We start from the raw sequence: 20793 nt of genomic DNA, 5'->3' as shown, positions 1-20793 counted from the left end.
TCGTTGTCCGTCCTCGACGCCGCGCCGCACCCGACCCAGCCGCCGTCTGCCTTCCGAAAAGATAGTGAAGCCTATCCTTATTTCCAGCACAGTACCAAGTACTTCCGGCCCCCGCGGCGGCGAAGTCCGCCCCGGAACTGCGATCTGGATCACTCTTGATCATCGGGATCCTTCCGCCCACACGGTGACCAGCGACGACAACTCCGACGCCCAGCCACGGACCGTCTCGGCGTCCAGCACATCCGAGGAGAACGAGAAATACGCGTGGACCGGTCCGTCGCCGATCGGCTCGTAGAAGCTCAGCGTCAGGTCCGAATCCGGAACACCCACCGGCACCGGCATCACACCGCCCAGCGCGTCGAGATGACCGAGCCTGGCCTGCTCGTGATGAACGAGCATGATCTGCGGACGCAGCACCGGCGTCTCGCCGACCGCCTCCACGACGTCGGCGAACGCCACGTCCTGATTGTCCAGCGCGTCGAGATTCGCGGTACGGATACGCCGCAGCAACTCCACGGGATCGGGATCACCGCTCGTATCCGTTCGCAACAGAACGATATTGAAGAAACAGCCGACCAGCGCGTCCAGCGCCTCCTCCGTGCGTCCCGCGACGAGTGACCCGAGCGGAATGTTCGTGCCCGCGCCGTGCCGTGTCAGCACGGTGGCGAGTGCGGCCTGCAACACCATGAACAGGCTGGTGCCCGTGTCGCTCGCGAACTTCCGGGCCGCGCTGTGGAGTTCCGCGTCGATCTCGACCGGCACGATCTCCGCCGTCCGCGGTCCGCGAACGGCCGGGGCAGGCAGGTCGAGCCGGGACGGCATGCCGTCCAGCGTCTCCCGCCAGTAGCCGAGCTGACGCGACCGACGGCTGTCCGGGTCCTCGGGATCGCCGACGAGTGCCTGCGACCACACGACGTAGTCGGCGTATCCGACGGGCAGCGGTTCCCACGCAGGTTCCTCGCCGTGTGAACGCGCGGCGTATGCGCCCATCAGATCACCGAGCAACGGCACCACGGACCACTCGTCGACGGCGATGTAGTGCATCGCGAGAAGCAACGCCTGGGTGCCGTCGGCGCCGGTCACGAGATGCACCCGGAGCGGTGCCTGCTCGGTGAGATCGAGGGGTTCCTGCGCCAATTCGAAGACGGTGCGGTGGACGTCTCCGTCCCCGACGTCGACGAGTTCGAGGGCGGGCCGCACCGCTTCCTGCGCGACGACGGTGTCCCCGACCTGTACATACACGGTCCGCAGCGGTTCGTGCCGGGACGTGACGTCGTCGAGAGCCTGCGCCAGGATCTCGACATCGACGGTATCGCGAAGCTGCAGCGACAGTGCGTGACTGGCCCGTGCCTCGGCGCCGGCCGCCCGGAACTGCTTCCAGAACCGGCGTTGCGGCCCGGACAGCGGGAGCGCCTCCGGCCTCGGGTCCGCCGCCGTCAGCACCGGCCTGCCGGTGGACGAGGCCCCCGCGACGATCGCGGCGAGTTCGGCCACCGTGGAACTGTCGAACACGTCCCGGATACCGATGTCGACGACGAACCGCCCGCGGATCCGTCCCACCAACCGCATCGACGCCATGGAGTTGCCGCCGAGGTCGAAGAAGTTGTCGTGGATGCCCACCGACGGCAGATGCAGGATGTCGGCGAACGCTGCGGCGATCTCCTTCTGCTCCGGAGTCTGAGGGGTGCCGTCCCCGGTCAGGGCCGACCAGTCCGGCAGCGGAAGCGCCTTGCGGTCGAGTTTGCCGTTGGGCGTCAACGGGAGATCGCCGTCCAGCACGACCACGAGAGTCGGCACCATGTAGTCGGGCAACCGCGCGGCGGCGTGTTCCCGCACCGCCTGCGGATCGATCTGCCCGGCTCCGTGACCGTCGGCCGGTGTCACATAGCCCACGAGCCGGACGATGTCGCCGGATCGGTCCGCGACGACCGCCGACTGCTTCACCGCCGGATGGCTTCCGAGGGCCGCGATGATCTCGCCGAGTTCGATGCGGAATCCGCGGATCTTCACCTGATCGTCGACGCGTCCGAGGAAGTCGATGTTGCCGTCGGCCCGCCAGCGCGCCCGGTCACCGGTCCGGTACATCCGGGTGCCCGCGTCGCCGAAGGGGCTGGGCACGAACCGTGCCGACGTGAGGTCGGGCCGGCCGAGGTATCCGCGGGCCAGTCCGCGTCCGGCGATGTACAACTCGCCCGCCACTCCCGGCGGCACCGGCTGCAGGCGGTCGTCGAGGACGTACGCCTGCTCGTTGGGATCGGGGATGCCGATCGGCACGGCCGAGTTCCATCCGGGTTGAGCCTGCCACAGCGTGTTGTTGACGGTGGCCTCGGTGAGACCGTATGCGGCCAGCAGGTTGAGCCGTTCCGCCCAGCGTCCGATCAGTTCCGGCGGCACGGTCTCGGTGCCCACCAGCACGGTGCAGCCCTCGGGGACGGCACACCCCGACGGCAGCGCCGCCAGCAGGGACGGCGGAATGATCGCGTGCGTCACGGCGTGTGCGGCCATGAAATCGGTGAGTTCCGGTCCGGCGACCCGGGACTCGTCGGGCACGATCACCAGACGGGAACCCGTGCACAGTGCCATCGACAACTCGAAGACCGCGACGTCGAATCCGATGGACGCGAACTGCATCACCACCGAACCGGGAACGAGCTTCATCCGCTGTTCGGCGGTCGCGACGAGGCTGGGGATCCCGTCGTGAGTGAGGATCGCGCCCTTGGGTTTACCGGTGGAGCCCGACGTGTAGATGACGTATGCCGCGTGGTCCAGGCCCTGCGAAGGCTGCGGCACCTCCAGGGCGGGGCCGGTCTCGAGTTCCGTGACGACGGACGCGTCGTCGAGGAGAATGCGAGTGAGGCCGGCGACGTCCGCGATGCGCGTGCTCTCCCCCACCGTGGTCACCAGCACCCGCGCGGCGGAGTCGGCGAGCATGTAGGAGATGCGGTCGGACGGGTGGTTCAGGTCGAGCGGAAGGTACGCCGCCCCGAGTTTCTGCACCCCGAGAACGACCGCGACCATCTGCGCCGACCTCGGGACCGCGAGTCCCACAACGTCTTCGACGGAAACGCCGCGACGATGCAGCAGTGCGCCGATTCGGTCGGCGCGAACACTCAGGTCCGCGTATGTCACCTCACCGTCGTCGTCGACGACTGCCACGGCGTCGGGGGTCGCGGCCACGTGGCGGGCGAATGCCTGGTAGAACGTCTCCTCCGCCACCGGCTGTGCGGTGTCGTTGAAACCGCACACCACGAGTTCGCGTTCGTCGCCGAGGAACACGTCGAGGTCGCCGACCGCGCGACCCGAGTCGGACGCGAGGGCGTCCAGCACCACGACCTGCCTGCGCGCGATCTTCTCCGCGGTGGCCCGGTCGAACAGGTCGGAGCCGTATTCGAGGCGCAGTTCGACCCGGTCGTCGTCGAGGTACTCGGTGAAGTTGAACACCAGGTCGAACTTGGCCGTGCGTTCCTCGAACGCCACCGGGGTGAGGGCCGATCCGGGTACGAGCGCCGAATCGGACGTCCGGCTGTGATAGCCGACCATCACCTGGAACAGCGGGTTCCGGGCCAAGGTCCGCGCCGGATTCACCTTCTCCACGACGGTTTCGAACGGGACGTCCGCATGTGAGAAGGCCGCCAGGTCGGTGTCGCGGACCCGTGCCAGCAGCTGGTCGAACGTGGGGTTGCCGGACACGTCCGTCCGCAGCACCACGGTGTTGACGAAGAATCCGATCAGGTCGTCGAGACCCTGTTCGCTGCGACCGGCGACCGGCGCGCCGATCGGCAGGTCGTCGCCCGCACCGAGACGGTGCAGCAACGCCGCCGACGCCGCGTGCAGCACCATGAACATGCTGGTTCCCGACGTCCGCGCGAGCGAACGCAGGGCCCGTGTCGTCGCGGCGTCGAGCGTCGTCTCGATCGCGCCGCCGGCGAAGCTGGGCCGCGCGGGACGGGTGCGGTCGGTGGGGAGCACCAACTCCTCCGGCGCACCGTCGAGAGTCTTCGCCCAGTACTCGAGTTGACGGCTGACGAGGCTGAACGGGTCCTGCGGATCACCCAGAACGTCGCGCTGCCACAGCGTGTAGTCGGCGTACTGCACGTCGAGCGGCTCCCACTCCGGCGCCGAACCCTGCGCGCGAGCGGCATACGCCGTCATCAGGTCCCGCAGGAACGGGCGGTCCGACCATTCGTCGGTGGCGATGTGGTGCAGCACGATGGCCAGCACCTGTTCGTCCGCGACCCGGATGAGGCTCGCGCGCACCGGGATCTGCGTGGCCAGGTCGAACGGGCGGCCGACGGTCTCGGTGACGAGCCGCACCAGATCGGCCTCGGTCCCGTCCACCACCGCGACGTCGGGCCGGGCGTCGTCGAGGATCACCTGCACCGGTTCACCGTCGTGCTCCCCGAACACCGTTCGCAGCGATTCGTGCCGCGACACGACGTCGGTCAGCGCCTGCTCGAACAACCCGGGGTCCAGTGCAGCCTGCAGTCGCAGGACGATCGGGAAGTTGTACGCGACGGCGGGGCCCGCCCCATCCCGAACCGACGCGCCCTCCATCTGCTGCAGAAGCCACAGGCGTTGTTGCGCAGCGGAGAGCGGCAGATGTTCGGGCCGCGGCCGGGCCACCAGCACCGGACGCGTCGAACCGGTGTCGTCGCCGATCCGGGCGGCGAGTTCGGCGACCGTCGGTGCCTCGAACAGGTCGCGCATGGTGAGGTCGGTGTCGAGTGCGGCCCGTGCCCGGCTGATCAGCCTGGTGGCCAGCAACGAGTGACCGCCGAGGTCGAAGAAGTCGTCGTCGACCCCGGGGGCGGGGACGCCGAGGATCTCCCCGAACAAGCCTGACAACACCCGTTCGCTGTCGGTGCGGGGTTCCGTGCGCGCGCCGCCGCTGCGGCCGAGCACGTCGTCCGCCGACGGTAGCGCCTTGACGTCGAGCTTGCCGTTGACCGTCATCGGCAGGCTGTCGACCTCGATGACCGCGGCGGGCACCATGTAGTCCGGCAACGTTGCGCGCAGCGCCTGTGAGTACTTGTCAACGTCCCGCGGTTGACAAGTACTCACGGGGACGGCGTAGCCGACCAGCCGCTTGAAACCACCCGGGCCCGAATCGACGACGACGGCGGCCTGACGCACGTCGTCCAGAGCTTCGAGCGCGGACGCGATTTCGCCGAGTTCCACCCGGTGACCGCGGATCTTCACCTGATCGTCGGTCCGGCCGAGGAAGTCGAGATTCGCTATGACATTCCCCCTCGCTCCGCTCGACCGGTCCTCACGTCTCCGGACGAGATCGCCCGTCCGATACATACGTACGGATTCCCGGAACGGGTCGGCGACGAACCGCTCCGCCGTCAGCGCGAACCGGTCGAGGTAGCCGCGCGCCAACCCGACCCCGGAGATGTACAGCTCACCGGGAACGCCGTCCGGGACCGGACGCAACCAGGCGTCCAGCACGTAGGCGGACGTGTTCCAGATCGGGGTGCCGACAGTGGGTGTCGCGCTGTCCGCGGTGCCCGCGCCGAGGGTGTTGATCGTGTACTCGGTGGGCCCGTACAGGTTGTACCCGACCGTTCCGTCCGTGTCGCGCAACCGGTTCCACACCGAATCCGGCACTGCCTCGCCGCCGAGGAGCACCAGTGGTGGCCGGTGCCGCCCCGGACCGTCGTCGAGCAGACCCTCCTCGACGAGGTGCTGGGCGTACGTCGGTGTCACGTTGACGACGTCGATCGCGTGGGTGTCGCAGTAGGCCACGAGCGCCTCGGCGTCACGCCGAAGATTCTCGTCGCAGATGTGGACCTCGTGGCCTTCGACGAGCCACAGCAGTTCCTCCCACGACATGTCGAACGCGAACGAGACGGTGTGCGCGATGCGCAGTCGCCGACCGCCCGCAGCGGTCACGACGGGTTCGAAGATCGCCTCACGATGGTTGAACTGCATGTTGGTCAGGCCGCGATACGGGGTGACGACGCCCTTCGGCTTGCCCGTGGACCCGGACGTGTAGATGACGTACGCCGGATGGTCCAGACGCCCGGGGGTTCCGGGCGCGAATCCGCCGAGTTCGGCCTCCGACAACGGTCCGGACGCGACCGCGCCGACGTCCAGGGTGTCGACGGCCAGCGTGTCGATCGTCGCAGCGGCGAGCGTTCCGGCGACGTCCGACATGGTGACCAGGACCGCCGGACGCGCGTCGTCGAGCATCGCGACGAGGCGCTCGGCGGGGTGGTCCAGTTCGAGCGGCAGATACGCGGATCCGGTGCGCAGCACGGCGAACAGCGCGACCACCATCTCCACCGACCGCGGCAGCGCGAGTGCGACGATCCGCTCCGGGCCCGCGCCGTGGCCGAGCAGGAGCCGGGCCATCCGGTTCACGTCGGCGTCGAGTGCGGCGTAACTCACGGTGCGGTGCCCGAACACCAGGGCCGTCTCGTCCGGTCGGAGTCGGGCCGCGTCGGCGAACAGATCGGCGATGGTTCTGTCGGGCAGGACTTTCCGTTCGAACGGCACAGGCGTTGCGGCACCGGCGATTCCGCCGACAACACCCGACAGGTCGGTGGACCACTCCTCGAGTACGGTCAGGTACCGCGACAGCATGCGTTCGACCCGCGACTCCGAGATCTTCTCGGGGTGGAACTCGAATTTCACCTTCACGCTCGCGCCCGGCGTCACGACGACCGTGACCGGGTAGTGGGTGTGATCGATGCTGTCGCCGCCGCTGATGTCGTGCGCCGCATTGAGTGCCGACACCTGCTTCTCGTCGACGAAATTCTGCAGCACGTACAGCACGTCGAACAGCTGCCGGTGCTCGGACACCCGCTGGATGGAGGCGAGCCCGAGGTAGTCGTACGGGGTCAGCGCCAGCCGCTCCGACTGGATTCGCCGGAGCAGGTCGGTGACGGTCTCGTCGGCGCGCAGCGTCGTCCGGACGGGGACGGTGTTGAGGAACATTCCCGCCACCGCGTCGATGCCCGGGACCTCCGGTGGGCGGCCGGCCACGGTGGTGCCGAACACCAGGTCCCGGCGCCCGGTCTCGATTCCGAGTACGACGGCCAGCGCGGCGTTGAGCACCGCGTTGAACGTGACACCGGCGCCGCGGGCACCGGCACGGAGCCGTTCGCTCAGTTCCTCGGACAGCACGGCGTCCCGGCGCTGCGGTGGCTGTGGCGCCCCCGCGACCGTCGCGGCCAGCAACGTCGGTTCGTCGAGCCCGCCGAGCGCGCCGGTCCACGCCGACTGCGCGGCATCGGAGTCCCGGGTGGCCAGCCACTGCAGGTAGTCCTCGAAAGATCCTTCCGGGGCGGCGAACCCGGAGTCGTCGCCACCCGATTCGTAGAGCGCGAGCAGCTGGCTGACGACGAGGCCGTTGGACCATCCATCCCACAGCAGGAACTGCCGGTTGATCACCAGTCGGTCGTGGGAGTCGCCGAGCCGCAGCACCATTGCCCGCCACAGCGGCGGGGAGGTGAGGTCGAACGGTGTCAGCCGGTCCTGCGCGGTCAGCTGTTCGGCGTAGGACGCGCGTTCGGGCTCGTCGAGTTCCCGGAGGTCGAACTCGGCGATGGGCACGTCCAGGCCGGCGCCGAAGAACTGCACCGGCGCAGGCAGCCCTGCGCTGACGAATCCTGCTCGCAGCGTCGGGTTGCGTCGCTGCAGTGTGCGCAGCGCGGCGGCGAGCCTGTCGGTGTCGAGACGGTGCGCGAAGTCGAGTGAGAACTGTGCCGTGTAGATGTCGGCGCCGGAGTCGAACCCGGACTGGAAGTAGAGGCCCTCCTGCAGCGGCGACAGCGGCAGCACCGTGTCGACCCCACTCGGGCTCGCCTCGACGATACGGTCGATCTCCTCCTGCGTCAGCGTCACGAGGGGAAGGTCGGACGGGGTGAGCATCGCCGGTCCGTCGTGCTCTCCTGCGGCGTCCGCCAGTTCACGAAGCGCGGACACCCAGCCGTCGCTCAACGCGACGACGTCGGCCTCGCTCAGGTCGGCGTCCGACCAGGCGAAGACGGCCTGCAGTTCGGTGCCCCGCTCGGACTCCTCGCACAGGACGTTGATCACCAGCCGGTACGGGCCACCGAGATCGGCATCGGGATCGGTGGCCAGAGAGTCGGATTCGACCGCGGGCGTCCAGGGTCCGGGCACCGCGTGCGGCATGCGGCCCAGGTAGTTGAACAGCACCTGCGATTCCGCCCGTGCCGCCAGAAGACCCGCGGTGCGCGCGTTGACGTACCGCAGCATGCCGTAGCCGATGCCGCCGTCGGGGGCGCCGCGCAGCTGCTCCTTGACGTCCCCGAGCGTCTCGAGTGCGCCCGTCCGGCTGCGCAGCCGGACGGGGGTGACGTTGGTGATCCAGCCGACGGTCCGGGAGAGATCCACACCCTCGGCGAGTTCTTCGCGGCCGTGCCGCTCGAGGTCCACCAGCAGGTCGTTCTCGCGTCCACGGCCGGCGAACCACCGGTCGGCCGACAGTCGTAGCGCCGCGAGCAGCACGTCGGTGACGTCGGCGCCGACCACGGCGGGAACGGTGGTCAGCAGCGCCGTCGTGAGTTGCGGGTCCAGGAGGACCGTCCGCCGTGCGCCGCTGCTCACGACCGCGTGCCCGTCGGTGTCGGCCACCAGGTCGGCACCGGGTTCGGTGACGCGCAACCAGTGGTCGAGTTCGGCGAGCCGGGCGGGGTCCTGCGCCTGCTCGGTGACGATGCGGGCGAATCCGCGCAGCGACGTGGGCACCGCGTCGAGCGCGGCGTCCTGGCCGCTGTCGGCCGCCACCCACGCCATGGCGAGGTCCTCGATCAGCGTCCGCCACGACACCCCGTCGATCACCAGATGGTGTGCGACGAGGAGGAGCCTGCCCAGCTCCTGCGGGCCGGCGTCGAACCACACCGCCGACAGCATGGTGCCGTCGTCGGGGTCGAGCCGATCGGTGGCGGCGTCGGATTCTGCTGCCACGGTGTCGCGCAGCGCGGCGGCGTCGAGCCCGGTGACGTCGACACGACGCAATTCCAGGTCTGCGGATTCGGTGATCTCGAGCGACCACACACCCGGCGCGTGCCGGGTGAGCTTCTGCCGCAGGCCGTCGTGGTGACCGATCACCGAGTGCAGGGCGGCCGTCAGGACGGTGGCGCTGGTGCCCGCCGGTGTGTGGAGCAGAACGGCCTGGTTGAAGCGGTTCTTTCCGCCACTCCATTCGGACAGCCGATGGACCACGGGCAGGGGCGGCAGGACGCCGGTGCCCGACTCCTCCACGCGCGGGGCCGGCGCGACGACGGTGGCCGCGACCAGCCGCGCGAGCGCGGCCGGCGTCCGCTGTTCGAAGATCTGCCGCGGGGTGACGGTGATTCCCTCCCTGCGTGCGAGATTGACCAGGCGGATGGCGAGGATGCTGTCGCCACCGAGCGCGAAGAAGTCGTCGTTCACCCCGACGGTCCCGAGACCGAGAATCTCGGCGTAGTGGGCGGCCAGCACCCCCGCCGGTCCGCTCTCCTCGACCGGCGCGGACGTCGCCTGGCCCGAACTCGTGTGCGCGGAGAAGTCCGGTGCGGGAAGCGCTGCGCGGTCCAGCTTCCCGCTGGGGCCGACGGGGAACTCGGGCACATGCACGAGCGCGACGGGCACCATGAACTCCGGCAGGGCCGCAGCCAGGCGCGCACGGACGTCGTCGGCGTCGGCGTCCCCGACGACGTACCCGACCAGCTGTTGCTGTCCTGGCCGGTCCGAGCGCACGACGGCCGCAGCCTGCCGCACTCCGGGGCAGGCGGCCATCTGGGCTTCGATCTCGCCCAATTCGATGCGGAAACCGCGCAACTTCACCTGATCGTCGACCCGGCCGAGATACTCGACCGCACCCTCGGCGTTGACCCGGGCGACGTCACCGGTGCGGTACATGCGTGACCCGGTGTGGGAGAACGGATCGGCGACGAAGCGCTCGGCGCTCAACCCGGGCCTGCCCAGATAGCCGCGGGCCAGCTGTGGTCCCGACAGATACAGCTCACCGGCCGCGCCCGCGGGCACCGGCTGCAGGTACCGATCGAGCACGTAGAGACCGGTGTTGGACGTCGGCAGGCCGATCGGCACGGAGGGTGCGGACGCGTCGATTCCCTGAACGGACGCGGCGTAGCTGACGTCGACCGACGCCTCGGTCGGACCGTAGAGGTTGTCGAGTTCCACTCCCGGCAGGAGTTCGGCGACGCGCCGGGCGGATGCCACGGGAAGAGCCTCACCACTGCAGGAGATGATTCGCAGCCCGGTGCACCGGGCCGCGGCGGGCTCGGCGAGGAACACCTCGAGCATCGAGGGCACGAAATGCACGCGGGTGATCGACTGCCGGACGATGACGTCGGCGAGGTACGCCGGGTCCTTGTGACCGTCCGGCCGCGCCAGCACGAGGGTCGCCCCGGCGAGGAGCGGTCCGAAGAACTCCAGCACCGACACGTCGAAGCTGGACGGGGTCTTCTGGAACACGTTGTCCGTAGGGGTGATCGGCCGGAAGCGCTGAACCCACAGCAGACGGTTGACGATGCCGGCGTGCGGCACGACGACCCCCTTGGGCCGTCCCGTCGAGCCCGACGTGTAGATCACGTAGGCGGGGTGTTGCGGCACGAGCGCGACACCGGTCAGCGGCTCGGGCGAGTACCGGTCGGCATCCGGCACCCGGACCTGCGGAACACCGGACCCGGAGAACGGCACGGTGCCGTCGGTGAGGACGCATACCGGTTCCGCGTCCTCCAGCATGAACGCCAGCCGGTCGGCGGGGTAACCGGTGTCGAGCGGAACGTAAGCGCCGCCCGCCTTCCCGACCGCGAGGAGCGCCACCATCAGGTCCAGCGATCGGGGCAGTGCCACCGCCACCTTCGACTCGGGTGCCACCCCGCGGTCGACGAGCAGCCGCGCGACGCGGTTCGCGCGCGCATGCAGTTCGGCGTAGGTGAGGTGTTCGTCCTCGAACACGACGGCCACCGCGTCGGGTGTCCGCGCGGCCTGCTCCTCGAGCAGCGCCGTCACCGTCGTCTCGGGGAACTCCACCTCGACGTCGCGCAGTGCCGCGTCGATCGGCTCACGCGACGCCAGCGCGACGGAAGACACGTTCTGGTCGACGTCCCGGGTCAGCTCCGCGAGATACGCCACCGTCGACTCCGCGAACCGGGTCGCGGTCGCCGCATCGATGCGGGTGGCGTCGTACTTCAGCTCGAGTGTCAGCGCGTCACCGGGCACGACGATCAGCGTCATCGGGTACGGCGGGTGCTCGTCGAACCTGATGCCGGTCAACTGCACCGCACCGGTGGGATCCGCCACCGCGCCGTCGCCGAGCGGATAATTCTCGAACACGACGAGCGTCTCGAACAGGTTCTGCAGTCCCGCTTCCCGGCGCAACTCGGGCAGGCCCAGGTACTGGTGGTCGAGCAGCGTCGACTGCTCGTGCTGCCACCGGGCGAGGGTCTCGGCCACCGTGTCGGTCGGCCGGTACCGAAGCCGGGTGGGCACGGTGTTGATGAACAGGCCCACCATGGTCTCGATTCCGGGCAGGTCGCCGCCGCGGCCCGACACCGTCGAACCGAACACCACGTCCTCCCGGCCGGTGAGGCGGCCGAGGACCAGACCCCACGTGCCGTGCACGAGCGTGCTGAGCGTCAATCCGCGGGCCCGGCCCACAGCGGACAGCGCGACGGTGGCGTCCGACGGCAGTGTCACCCGGACACTGCGGATCCCGGACTCCCCCGTCGACGAGGGCTTCGGAAGTTCCACCGGCTCGGGGGCGTCGGCGAGCGCCTCCCGCCACACGGCGAGCGACGCCTGACGATCGCGCGCCCCCAGCCATTCGAGGTAGCTCCGGTACGGCGTGGGCGTCGGCAGCGCCAGCGGCTTCCCCTCGACGTTGTAGAGGGCCATCAATTCCCGCAACATCACCGGCACCGACCACCCGTCGGCGACGATGTGGTGAATCGACTGCAGCAGAAGAAACTTTTGGTGTTTCACCCGCGCGAGCGTGTAGCGCAGCAGGGGGCCATGCTCGAAATCGAAGCCCCGGGCCCGATCTGCCGCCAGCACCTGTTCCACGCGCTGCTCCGGATCCGCGACACCGGTGAGATCGAGCACCTCCATCGGCACCTGGACGTTTTCGCCGACCACCTGCACGACCCGGCCGTCCGATACCGCCCGCACTCCGACGCGGAGGGCAGCGTGCCGGTCGACGACCGCCTGCAGCCCGCGGTGCAACGCCGCCGCGTCGACGGGCCCGGTCAGTTCGATCACCTGCTGCACCACGTACGGGTCCGTGCCGGTGTCCTCGAATGCCGACTGGAAGTAGATGCCTTCCTGCAGCGGTGTCAACGGAAGCACGTCGGCCGCCCCCGCCAGAGCGTCCACGTCCGGCTGTGTCAGCGACACCAGTGGGAAGTCCGACGGCGTGTGACCGCCGAGACGGCCGATTCCGGCCAGCACCCGCAGCACCGCGGTCCACTCGTCGGCGAGCGTCACGACGGCGTCACGGGTGAGCACACCGGGCGCCCACGTCAGCGTCGTGCGCAGGACGGGGCCGTCCGCGCCGTCCTCGGCGATCACGTCGAACGCCAGGGCGTGTCCGAGCGGCATCCGCGGGTCGCCCGCGCCGCCCATGGCGCGGGGCAGCCAGTCGACGCCCTCCGCGGACGTCACCCGTCCGAGGTAGTTGAACAGCACCTGCGGGGTCGGCGCGAGCGCGAGTTCCGGCTTCGGGACACCGAGGTAGCGCAACGCGCCGTAGCCGAACCCGGAACCCGGGATGCGGCGCAGCTGGTCCTTCACCGCCTTCAGCGCGTCGGCGATTCCCGCCTCGTCCGCCGCTGCGCCGGGGTCGAGCACCACCGGATAGACGGTGGTGAACCAGCCGACGGTCCGGGAGAGGTCGAGGGCGGGTCCGTCGCTGCGGCGCACGAGGTCTTCCTCGCGTCCGTGCCCCTCGAGATCGAGGAGCACGGGGCCCGGCGCTCCGTCTCGCCACCTCTGCAGCGCCACCGCGACACCGGTGAGGAGCGCGTCGTTGACATGTCCGTGGAACGCTGCGGGCACGGTGGAGAGCAGTGGCCGGGTGACCTCCGGAGGCAATGTCACTGTGAGGGTTTCGGCGTCGCCGGCGAGGTCGAGGGCGGGATCGAGCGCACGCGACCCGAGGAGCGGGTCTTCCGTGGTCGCCGCGTCCGCCCAGAAGGACAGTTCGTGGTCGAAGGCACCCGACCGCGTCTGCTCGTCGAGCAGCTCGGACCAGCGGCGCAGCGACGTTCCGACCGGAGCGAGTTCGGGAACGCCCCCCGCCGCCACGGCTGTGCCCGCGCGGGCGAGGTCTTCGAGGATGATGCGCCAGGACACCCCGTCGACCACCAGGTGGTGTCCGATCAGCAGTAACCGGCCGGGACCGTCGGCCGCGGCGAAGAGGACGGCCTGCACCATCACGCCCGCATCCGGGTCGAGCCTTCCGACCGCCGCCCGCGTCTCGATGTCGAGTTGCTCGGCGCTGCCGTCGAATTCGACCACGCGCAGGATTCCGTCGACCGCCGCCGGGGACGGTGCCGGCACGGACAGCGTCCAGCGGTCGCCCCCGCGGCGGAGGCCGCTTCCGTTACCACGGACGAGCGTCGCGCGCAGGGCGTCGTGCCGCTCGAGCACCGCGGCCAGGGCCGCCGTCGCGGCGTGCTCGTCGAGGGCGGCGGGAGTCTGCACGAGCACCGACTGGTGGAACGCGGCGATCCCGCCACCCCGCTCCGCGGTGCGGGCGACGATCGGGGTGCTGCGGACGTCACCGACGGCAACGTCGTCGGAGTCCACGGCTGCCGCGGTCCGGCCGTCCTGGACCCGGGCGAGCGCCTCGGCGGTGCGGAGCTGGAAGATCTCCCGCGGGCTGATCGAAAGACCTTCCTGCCGAGCATGGTTGACCAGCTGGATCGCGACGATGCTGTCGCCGCCCAACGCGAAGAAGTCGTCGGTGACGCCCACCGATTCCACCCCGAGGACACCTGCCATCAGCCCACATAGGGTTTCCTCGGCGGCGGTGCGGGGCGCGACGTTCTCGCCGGCCGCGCCGAGATCCGGCTCGGGCAGCGCCCGCCGGTCCAGTTTTCCGTTGGGGGTGAGCGGGAACCGATCGAGGACGACGAACGCCGACGGCACCATGTACTCCGGCAGCTTCGACGACGCCCAGACCCGCAGCTCGGCGACGTCCGGTACCGAATCCTGCTTCGCCACGACGTAGGCCGCGAGAAACTTTGCCCCCGAGGGCGTCTCCCGCACGACGACGGCACTGTGCCGGACGGCGGGATGCGACACGATGCCCGCCTCGACGTCCTCGAGCTCGAGTCGCATGCCCCGGATCTTCACCTGATTGTCGGCGCGGCCGAGGAAGTCGAGAGAACCGTCCGTCGCCCACCGCGCGAGGTCACCGGTCCGATACAACCGGGAGCCGTCGTTCGCGAACGGGTTGGCGACGAAGCGGGACGCCGTCAGCCCCGGAGCGTCCACGTAACCGCGGCCGAGGAGGAATCCGCACGCGTACAGCTCGCCGCCGGTGCCGAGCGGCACCGGGTTCAGGTGTTCGTCCAGCACGTACAGCTGGGTGTTGGGGTTCGGGCGCCCGATCGACGTGGCGATCCGCGCGGCGTCCTCCCGGTAGATCACGTGCGACACACCGATCGTCGCCTCCGCCGGACCGTAGCCGTGGTACAGCGTGATGGCGAGCTGCGATCGGAACCTCTCGAACAGACCCGGTGTGAGAACCTCACCGCCGCACCACACGTGCTTCAGCGCCGCCAGCCGATCCGTGCCCCGCGACAGGTCGAGCAGCACGTCCAGCATCGACGACACGAGGTAGACGAACGTCACCGACTCGCGGGCGATCAGGTCCAGGAGATACTGCGGGTCGCGCTCCCCGCCGGGCTCGGCCACCACCAGCCGGCCACCCGCCACCAGGGGCAGCAGAATCTCGTTCACGGAGATGTCGAACGACAGCGGCGCCTTGAACAGCGACGCGTCGTCGGCCCCGAAGCCCAGGATCTCGTCGCGCTGCCACAGCAGCCGTGCGCAGACGGCCTCGTGACGGATCATGGCGCCCTTGGGCCTGCCCGTCGAACCCGACGTGAAGATGACATACGCCAGCCGCGAACCCTGCACGGTCACCGCGGGCGGTTCGGCGGACTGCTCGGCGTACGCCCACGCCGCGAGGTCGACCGGCACGGCCCGCTCCCCCGCGTCGGTGACTCCGCCGGGTCCGGTGAGAACGAGCGCCGCCCCGGCGTCCGCGAGGACCGAGGTCCGGCGGTCCTCCGGCCACGACGGGTCGAGGGGCACGAACGCCCCACCCGAACACATGACGGCGAGCAGTCCGATCACCATCTCTGCCGACCTCGGAAGACCCACCGCCACCACTGTTTCCGCCTCGACACCGCGGGCGCGCAGGTGGTGGGACAGCTGCGCCACGCGTTCCCCGAGTTCCCGGTAGGTGAGCCGGATGTCGCCGGCGATCAGGGCCTCGGCATCCGGTGTCCGCGACACCTGAGCATGGAACAGGTCGGGAACAGTCACCGATTCCTGCGGGGACGCCGTGTCGTTGAACTCCACCAGCAACTGCCTGCGCTCGGCCTCGGTCATCGGATCGAGCGACGCGATGGGCTGCGACGGGTCGGCGACGAACTGCCCGACGAAGTGCTCGAGCCTGCGGCGATGCTCCTCGAGCTCGGCGCCGAGACCGGCCGGTGCCCGGAGGTCGATCTGGATGGGCTCCGAATCCTGCCCACCGCGGATGGAGAAATCGAGGTCGCGGACCGGTCCGGTGGCCGAACCCCGCACCCACGCCGGGAAACCGCCGAACGTCAGCGAGTGCTCGAACATCATGGAATTGATTCCGGGACCGAAGATCTGACGGTCCGGATCGATCGACCGCAGATCGCGGGCGAGGTCCTCGCCGCGATAGCGCCCGTGCCGCAGCACCGAGATCAGCGTCGTGTCGATGCGGGTGGCGAGCTCGCCCACGGTCATCGCGGGATCCACCTGCACCCGGAGCGGCAGGATCGTCGAGCACATACCCGGGATGCGGCGAAGCTCGCGTCCGACCCGCGCCGTCATCGGCAGCGACACGGTGAGGTCGCGGCGGCCGGTGAACCGGTGGATGTACGCCACGACCGCGGCGAGCGGCAGCCGGGTGCGCCTGATCCCGGCGTCGGAGGCGAAGGTGTAGATCGCGTCGGCGTCGTCCCCGTCGATCTCGACGAGGGCGGAGATCGGCGACCCGGAGTGCTCGACGATCTGCGGGAGCAGCCGAGGCGGCTCCGGGGCGTCGATCACCTGCTGGATCCAGAAGTCGCGGTCGGACTCGAAGCGCGCCGACGCACGGTAGTCGCGGTCGGACGTCACGAGAGTGTCGAGGGGCCACGGCGCCGTGGACGTCTCGAGTTCCGGGTGCTCGTATCGATCGACGACGTCGGCCACGAGGAGGGTGATGCCGTATCCGTCGATGAGGCTGTGGTGGTAGCGCTGATACCAGATCACCGACTCGTCCCCGGTGCGCAGCAGAGCGTGCCGGAACAACGTTTCGCCGCAGTCGATGTCGACCACGGTCTCCATGTCGCGATCCATCCATGCGCGCGCACTCGCGTCGGGATCCACTTCGCCGCGCAGGTCCACGACGGCGAGAGTCCACGCGTCGGGAGCTGTCGGCACCTGCAGCAGTTCGTTGTCGTCGCCTCGCTCGAAACGCACGTGCAGGGCTTCGGCCCGTTCGGCGGTCTTCCGGATGGCCGCGGCAGCACGGTCCAGGTCGATCCGGCCCGCGACCTCGACGACGAGCGAGAGGTTGTAGACCGGGCTGCCCGGGTTCAACTGCTGCCCGACCCACACCTCGGACTGCGCGGCCGTCACCGGGAATGCGACAGACGTCGAACTGACGCGAGCCGAGTGAGAAGTGCCCTCAGCCGAAGTGCGCTGTGAGCGAGCAGCCGCCGAGTGGTCCGGAGACATGGGTGATCCGATCGTCCGTCGAGAGCGCCCGTCCAACGACGGGCACCCGAAGGAGTTTAGGTTAGGCTACCCACTAGCAACAACCCGGTTGCCGGCAAGTTCACAGGCGCGGGTTATCACAGCGGTAATTCGTGTTCAATCACCACGACCGCGTGTCGCCCGCACCGCCGCCAGCTTTTACCGCACCGAAGCGGTCCCGGCGTCGAGTTCGACCGTGTAAACATACCGCTCGTTCGCGGCGTTGGCACACGAGCGGCGGCGTCGACACCCAGGGGCAGCCGCCCAGCAACCTACTGGTGCCAGACCGCGGTGTTCCCACCGCGACGCTTGGCTGCGTAGAGGGCGGTGTCCGCATGATGTAGCAGTTCGTCGACCGTGCGAGCCGACGTGCTGCGCGCCATCCCCACGCTGATCGTCACGGCGAGGAGTTCGTCGCCGACGTCGATCGGCGTCGTGATCGACGCGAGCATCCGGGTGACCACGTCGTCGACGTCGAGTTCGTCGATGTCGGGAAGGATGGCGACGAACTCGTCGCCGCCGAGCCTGCCGACCGCGGACGGAGCGCGCATCGTGTGGCGCAGATGCTCGGACACCCCCTGCAGGATGCGATCACCGACGCGATGACCCCGGGTGTCGTTGACGTCCTTGAAGCCGTCGACGTCGAGGAACAATGCGACCGCAGGCCCCGCACCGGGCTCGAACAAGCGCTGCAGGTGCTCGGTGATGGCGGCGCGATTGAGCAGTCCGGTGAGACTGTCGTGCGTGGCCGCGTGCAGAAGGAGAGCGTGCGCCTCCTCCGCCTGCTGCTGGGCGGTGACTTCCGCGGTGACGTTCCGGAAATGCACGACCAGTGCACCGGAATCGGCTGCCGCGGTCACCTCGATCGTCATCCCGGGCGAATACAGCGAGTCCACCCGCGTCTGCTGCTCCCGGCCGGTGGCGAGAACCTTGCGGCACAGTGCGTCGAAGTAGCTGCCGCGCGTTTCGGGAAGAACCTCGGTGACGACACGGCCGAGCAGTTCGTCCCGCGACCGCCGCACGTGCCGCAGGCAGCCGGAGTTGACGTAGATGATCCGAAGGTCCTCGTCGAGCGCCATGAACCCCAGGCCCACCCGATCGAGCAACGACGCGAGCTGCGCGTCCCGGCCGGCCACGTGCCCGAGTTCGATGACCACTCCCGTCAGCTCGACGGGGGCGCCGGACGCATCGGTGGTGACGTCGATGCTGCGGGTGAGGATGTACCGGGTCGACCGATCTGTCAGCACGATGCGGAACACACACTCCGCGCCGACGGATCCGGCGGTGTCACCGAACATGCGACGCACCGCGCCGATGTCTTCGGAATGGACCCGCTCCCGCCACAACTCGAGCGGTGGCCGGGAACCGTCGTCCCCGAAGATGGCGGCGGCCTTTTCATCCCACCACAAGGCCCCGTTCACGATGTCGTACCGGACGATGCCCACCCCGAGGCGCGGAATACCCAACGCCATCAGAATCTCGCCGTCACCGTGATCGCCTCCAGCCGCGCGAGACTGTCAGTTGGCGAGGAACTCGAGCAGCACCTTGTTCACCACTTCGGGCTGTTCGAGGTAGCCGTAGTGCCCCACGTCGGGGATCTCGTAGTACCGCGCCGACGGGATGGCCTCGGCCACCTCACGCGACAGATACGGCGGAATCATCCTGTCGTCGGCGAAACCGATGGACAGGCATGGCGTCGTGATCGCCCGGTAGGCCTGCCTGCGGTCGAAACTGCGGTCCATCTCCATCTGCGCGCGCACGCCGTCCGACGTCCGGCCGCCGCTGAACTCGAACAGGTCGAGCCAGTCGCGGGCCGTGTGCGGGTCGACGAGCGAGGCGGGCGACAGATTCATCACGGCAGTCACCGCGGCCCGGTACTTGGCCGGGAGTTCGACACCACTGTCGTGCAGGGCGCGCTCGCCTTCGGTGAGGGTCTGCTGGAAGTAGTCCATGCGGGCGTGACCGGCGAGGAACGCCGCCTTGTGCACGAGGTCGGGCCGGGTCAGGGCCAGTTCCTGTGCGACGCGGGCACCCATCGAGGTGCCGACGACGCGCGCCGGTCCGCCGCCGAGGTGCTCGATCAGTCCCGCGGTGTCGGCGACGAGATCGTCCATGGTGATCCCGCCGAGGCTCTCACCGGAGGGCGCGATGCCACGGTTGTCGAACGTGCAGACGCGGTAACCGGCGTCGATGAGCGCAGGGGTCTGATGCAGATCCCACACCCGTCCCGGGCTTCCGGTTCCCATGATGAGCACCACTAAATCGCCGGATCCCTTGACCTGGTAATTCAGGGGGATCCCGTTGATCGTGGCGATCGTCATGTTGCCTTCCTTCCATGGGCGGTCTCACCGAATTAGATTGGATAGCCTAAGCTGGCTTCGCTGCCGCTCGCATGCGGCGCTGACCGACAAGCTCGTCCAGGAGGACCGCGTTGAGAGTCGCCACACTCGGATATCAAACCTGGGGTCACCGTACCCTGCAGGCCCTGCTCCAGTCCGACCATGAGGTCGTCCTCGCGATCACCCACCCCAAGAGCGACCACGTCTACGAACAGATGTGGGCGGACTCCGTCGCCGACCTGGCCACCGAGCACGGGGTGCCCGTGCACATCGCCACCAAGCCGGACGAAAACTTCAAGGCCGCACTGAAGCAGGCCGACCCCGACATCGTCGTCGCCAACAACTGGCGCACCTGGCTGCCACGGGACGTCTTCGACTCTCCCCGCTACGGCACCCTCAACATTCACGACTCGCTCCTGCCCAAGTACACAGGATTCTCCCCGCTCATCTGGGCGCTCATCAACGGTGAGGAAGAAGTAGGCCTCACCGCGCACCTGATGGACGAGGAACTCGACGCCGGCGACATCGTTTTGCAGAGGTCGACGCCTGTCGGGCCGACGGACACCGTCACCGATCTGTTCCACCGCACCGTCGACATGATCGGCCCGATCACCCTCGACGCACTCGAGCTGATCGCGTCCGGTCGCACGGACTGGATACCGCAGGACCGCTCGCAGGCCACGTTCTTCCACAAGCGCGCCCCCGAGGACAGCCTCATCGACTGGACGTGGCCCGCCGACGCGATCGAACGGCTCGTCCGCGCGCAGTCCGACCCGTACCCGAACGCCTTCACCCATTACAAGGGACAGCGTGTCCGGGTTCTGAAGGCCGCCGTGTCCGAAGGAAATTACGGTGGAACGCCCGGGCGTGTCTTCATCCACGAAGGCGACGGAATGGTCATCGTCGCCGGACCCGACGCTCGCACGGGTCGGAACAAGGGTCTCAAGATCCAGCGCGTCCGACTCGACGACGGCACCGAACTCGCCGGAACCGAATTCTTTCCCCACGGCGGCGGCTACCTCAGCTGACGCCCGTGCGCCTTTCTGGTAGCGGGGGCTACCACAAAGGCGCACGGGGCGGAACGCCCTACCGACCCTCCCACGCCGACCAGAGTTCGGCGTAGCGTCCGCCGGCCGTGACGAGATCCGCGTGCGGACCCTGCTCGACGATCCGGCCGTGTTCGAGGACGACGACCCGATCGGCGGCGGCCGCCTGTGTCAACCGGTGGGCCACCACCAGCGTCGTGCGACCACGGGTCGCCGCCTCGGCCGACGCCTCGAGTTCCCGCGCACCCGCGCTGCCCGCTTCGGCCGTCGCCTCGTCCAGGATCGCGACCGCCGGGTTCGCGAGGACCAGCCGCGCCAGAGCCAATTGCTGTGCCTGGGCGGCGGTCAGCTCGTGGCCGCCCTCCCCGACCACGGTCTGAACGCCGTCGTCCAGGGCGTTCACCCAGCCGTCGGCGCCGACGGCT

Annotated in this window: 5 protein-coding genes; 1 reads left to right on the top strand and 4 read right to left on the bottom strand. The window is 69.2% G+C overall.

Annotated features, from left to right (window positions below):
* Window positions 1-159 precede the first annotated feature (159 nt).
* The 3 genes from AZG88_RS00325 to AZG88_RS00315 form a co-directional block, all read right to left on the bottom strand.
* Window positions 160-16965 carry a non-ribosomal peptide synthetase gene (locus AZG88_RS00325; RefSeq protein WP_061696770.1) on the bottom strand — a complete coding sequence of 5602 codons (16806 nt, stop codon included), beginning with the start codon at window positions 16963-16965 and terminating at the stop codon, window positions 160-162.
* Between the two features lie 290 nt (window positions 16966-17255).
* Window positions 17256-18455 (bottom strand): sensor domain-containing diguanylate cyclase, encoded by a 1200-nt coding sequence (locus AZG88_RS00320; RefSeq protein ID WP_025431834.1) that lies wholly within the window; start codon window positions 18453-18455, stop codon window positions 17256-17258.
* Between the two features lie 45 nt (window positions 18456-18500).
* Window positions 18501-19304: an alpha/beta fold hydrolase gene (locus tag AZG88_RS00315; RefSeq protein WP_005244521.1), complete on the bottom strand. Its 804-nt coding sequence runs from the start codon at window positions 19302-19304 to the stop codon at window positions 18501-18503.
* Window positions 19305-19414: 110 nt separating this feature from the next.
* Here AZG88_RS00315 and AZG88_RS00310 point away from each other — a divergent pair, with 110 nt between their 5' ends.
* Window positions 19415-20350, top strand: coding sequence for a methionyl-tRNA formyltransferase (locus AZG88_RS00310; RefSeq protein WP_005244522.1), 936 nt, complete (start codon window positions 19415-19417; stop codon window positions 20348-20350).
* Between the two features lie 58 nt (window positions 20351-20408).
* Here the strand turns inward: AZG88_RS00310 and AZG88_RS00305 are convergent.
* Window positions 20409-20793: ATP-binding cassette domain-containing protein (locus AZG88_RS00305; protein WP_156517398.1), on the bottom strand; the 385-nt coding region annotated here is incomplete at its 5' end.

It is taken from the genome of Rhodococcus sp. LB1 (assembly GCF_001583455.1).
GTDB lineage: Bacteria > Actinomycetota > Actinomycetes > Mycobacteriales > Mycobacteriaceae > Rhodococcus_F > Rhodococcus_F opacus.
Note: the sequence above shows the minus strand (reverse complement) of the source record. Positions and strands in the feature narration are given on the sequence as shown.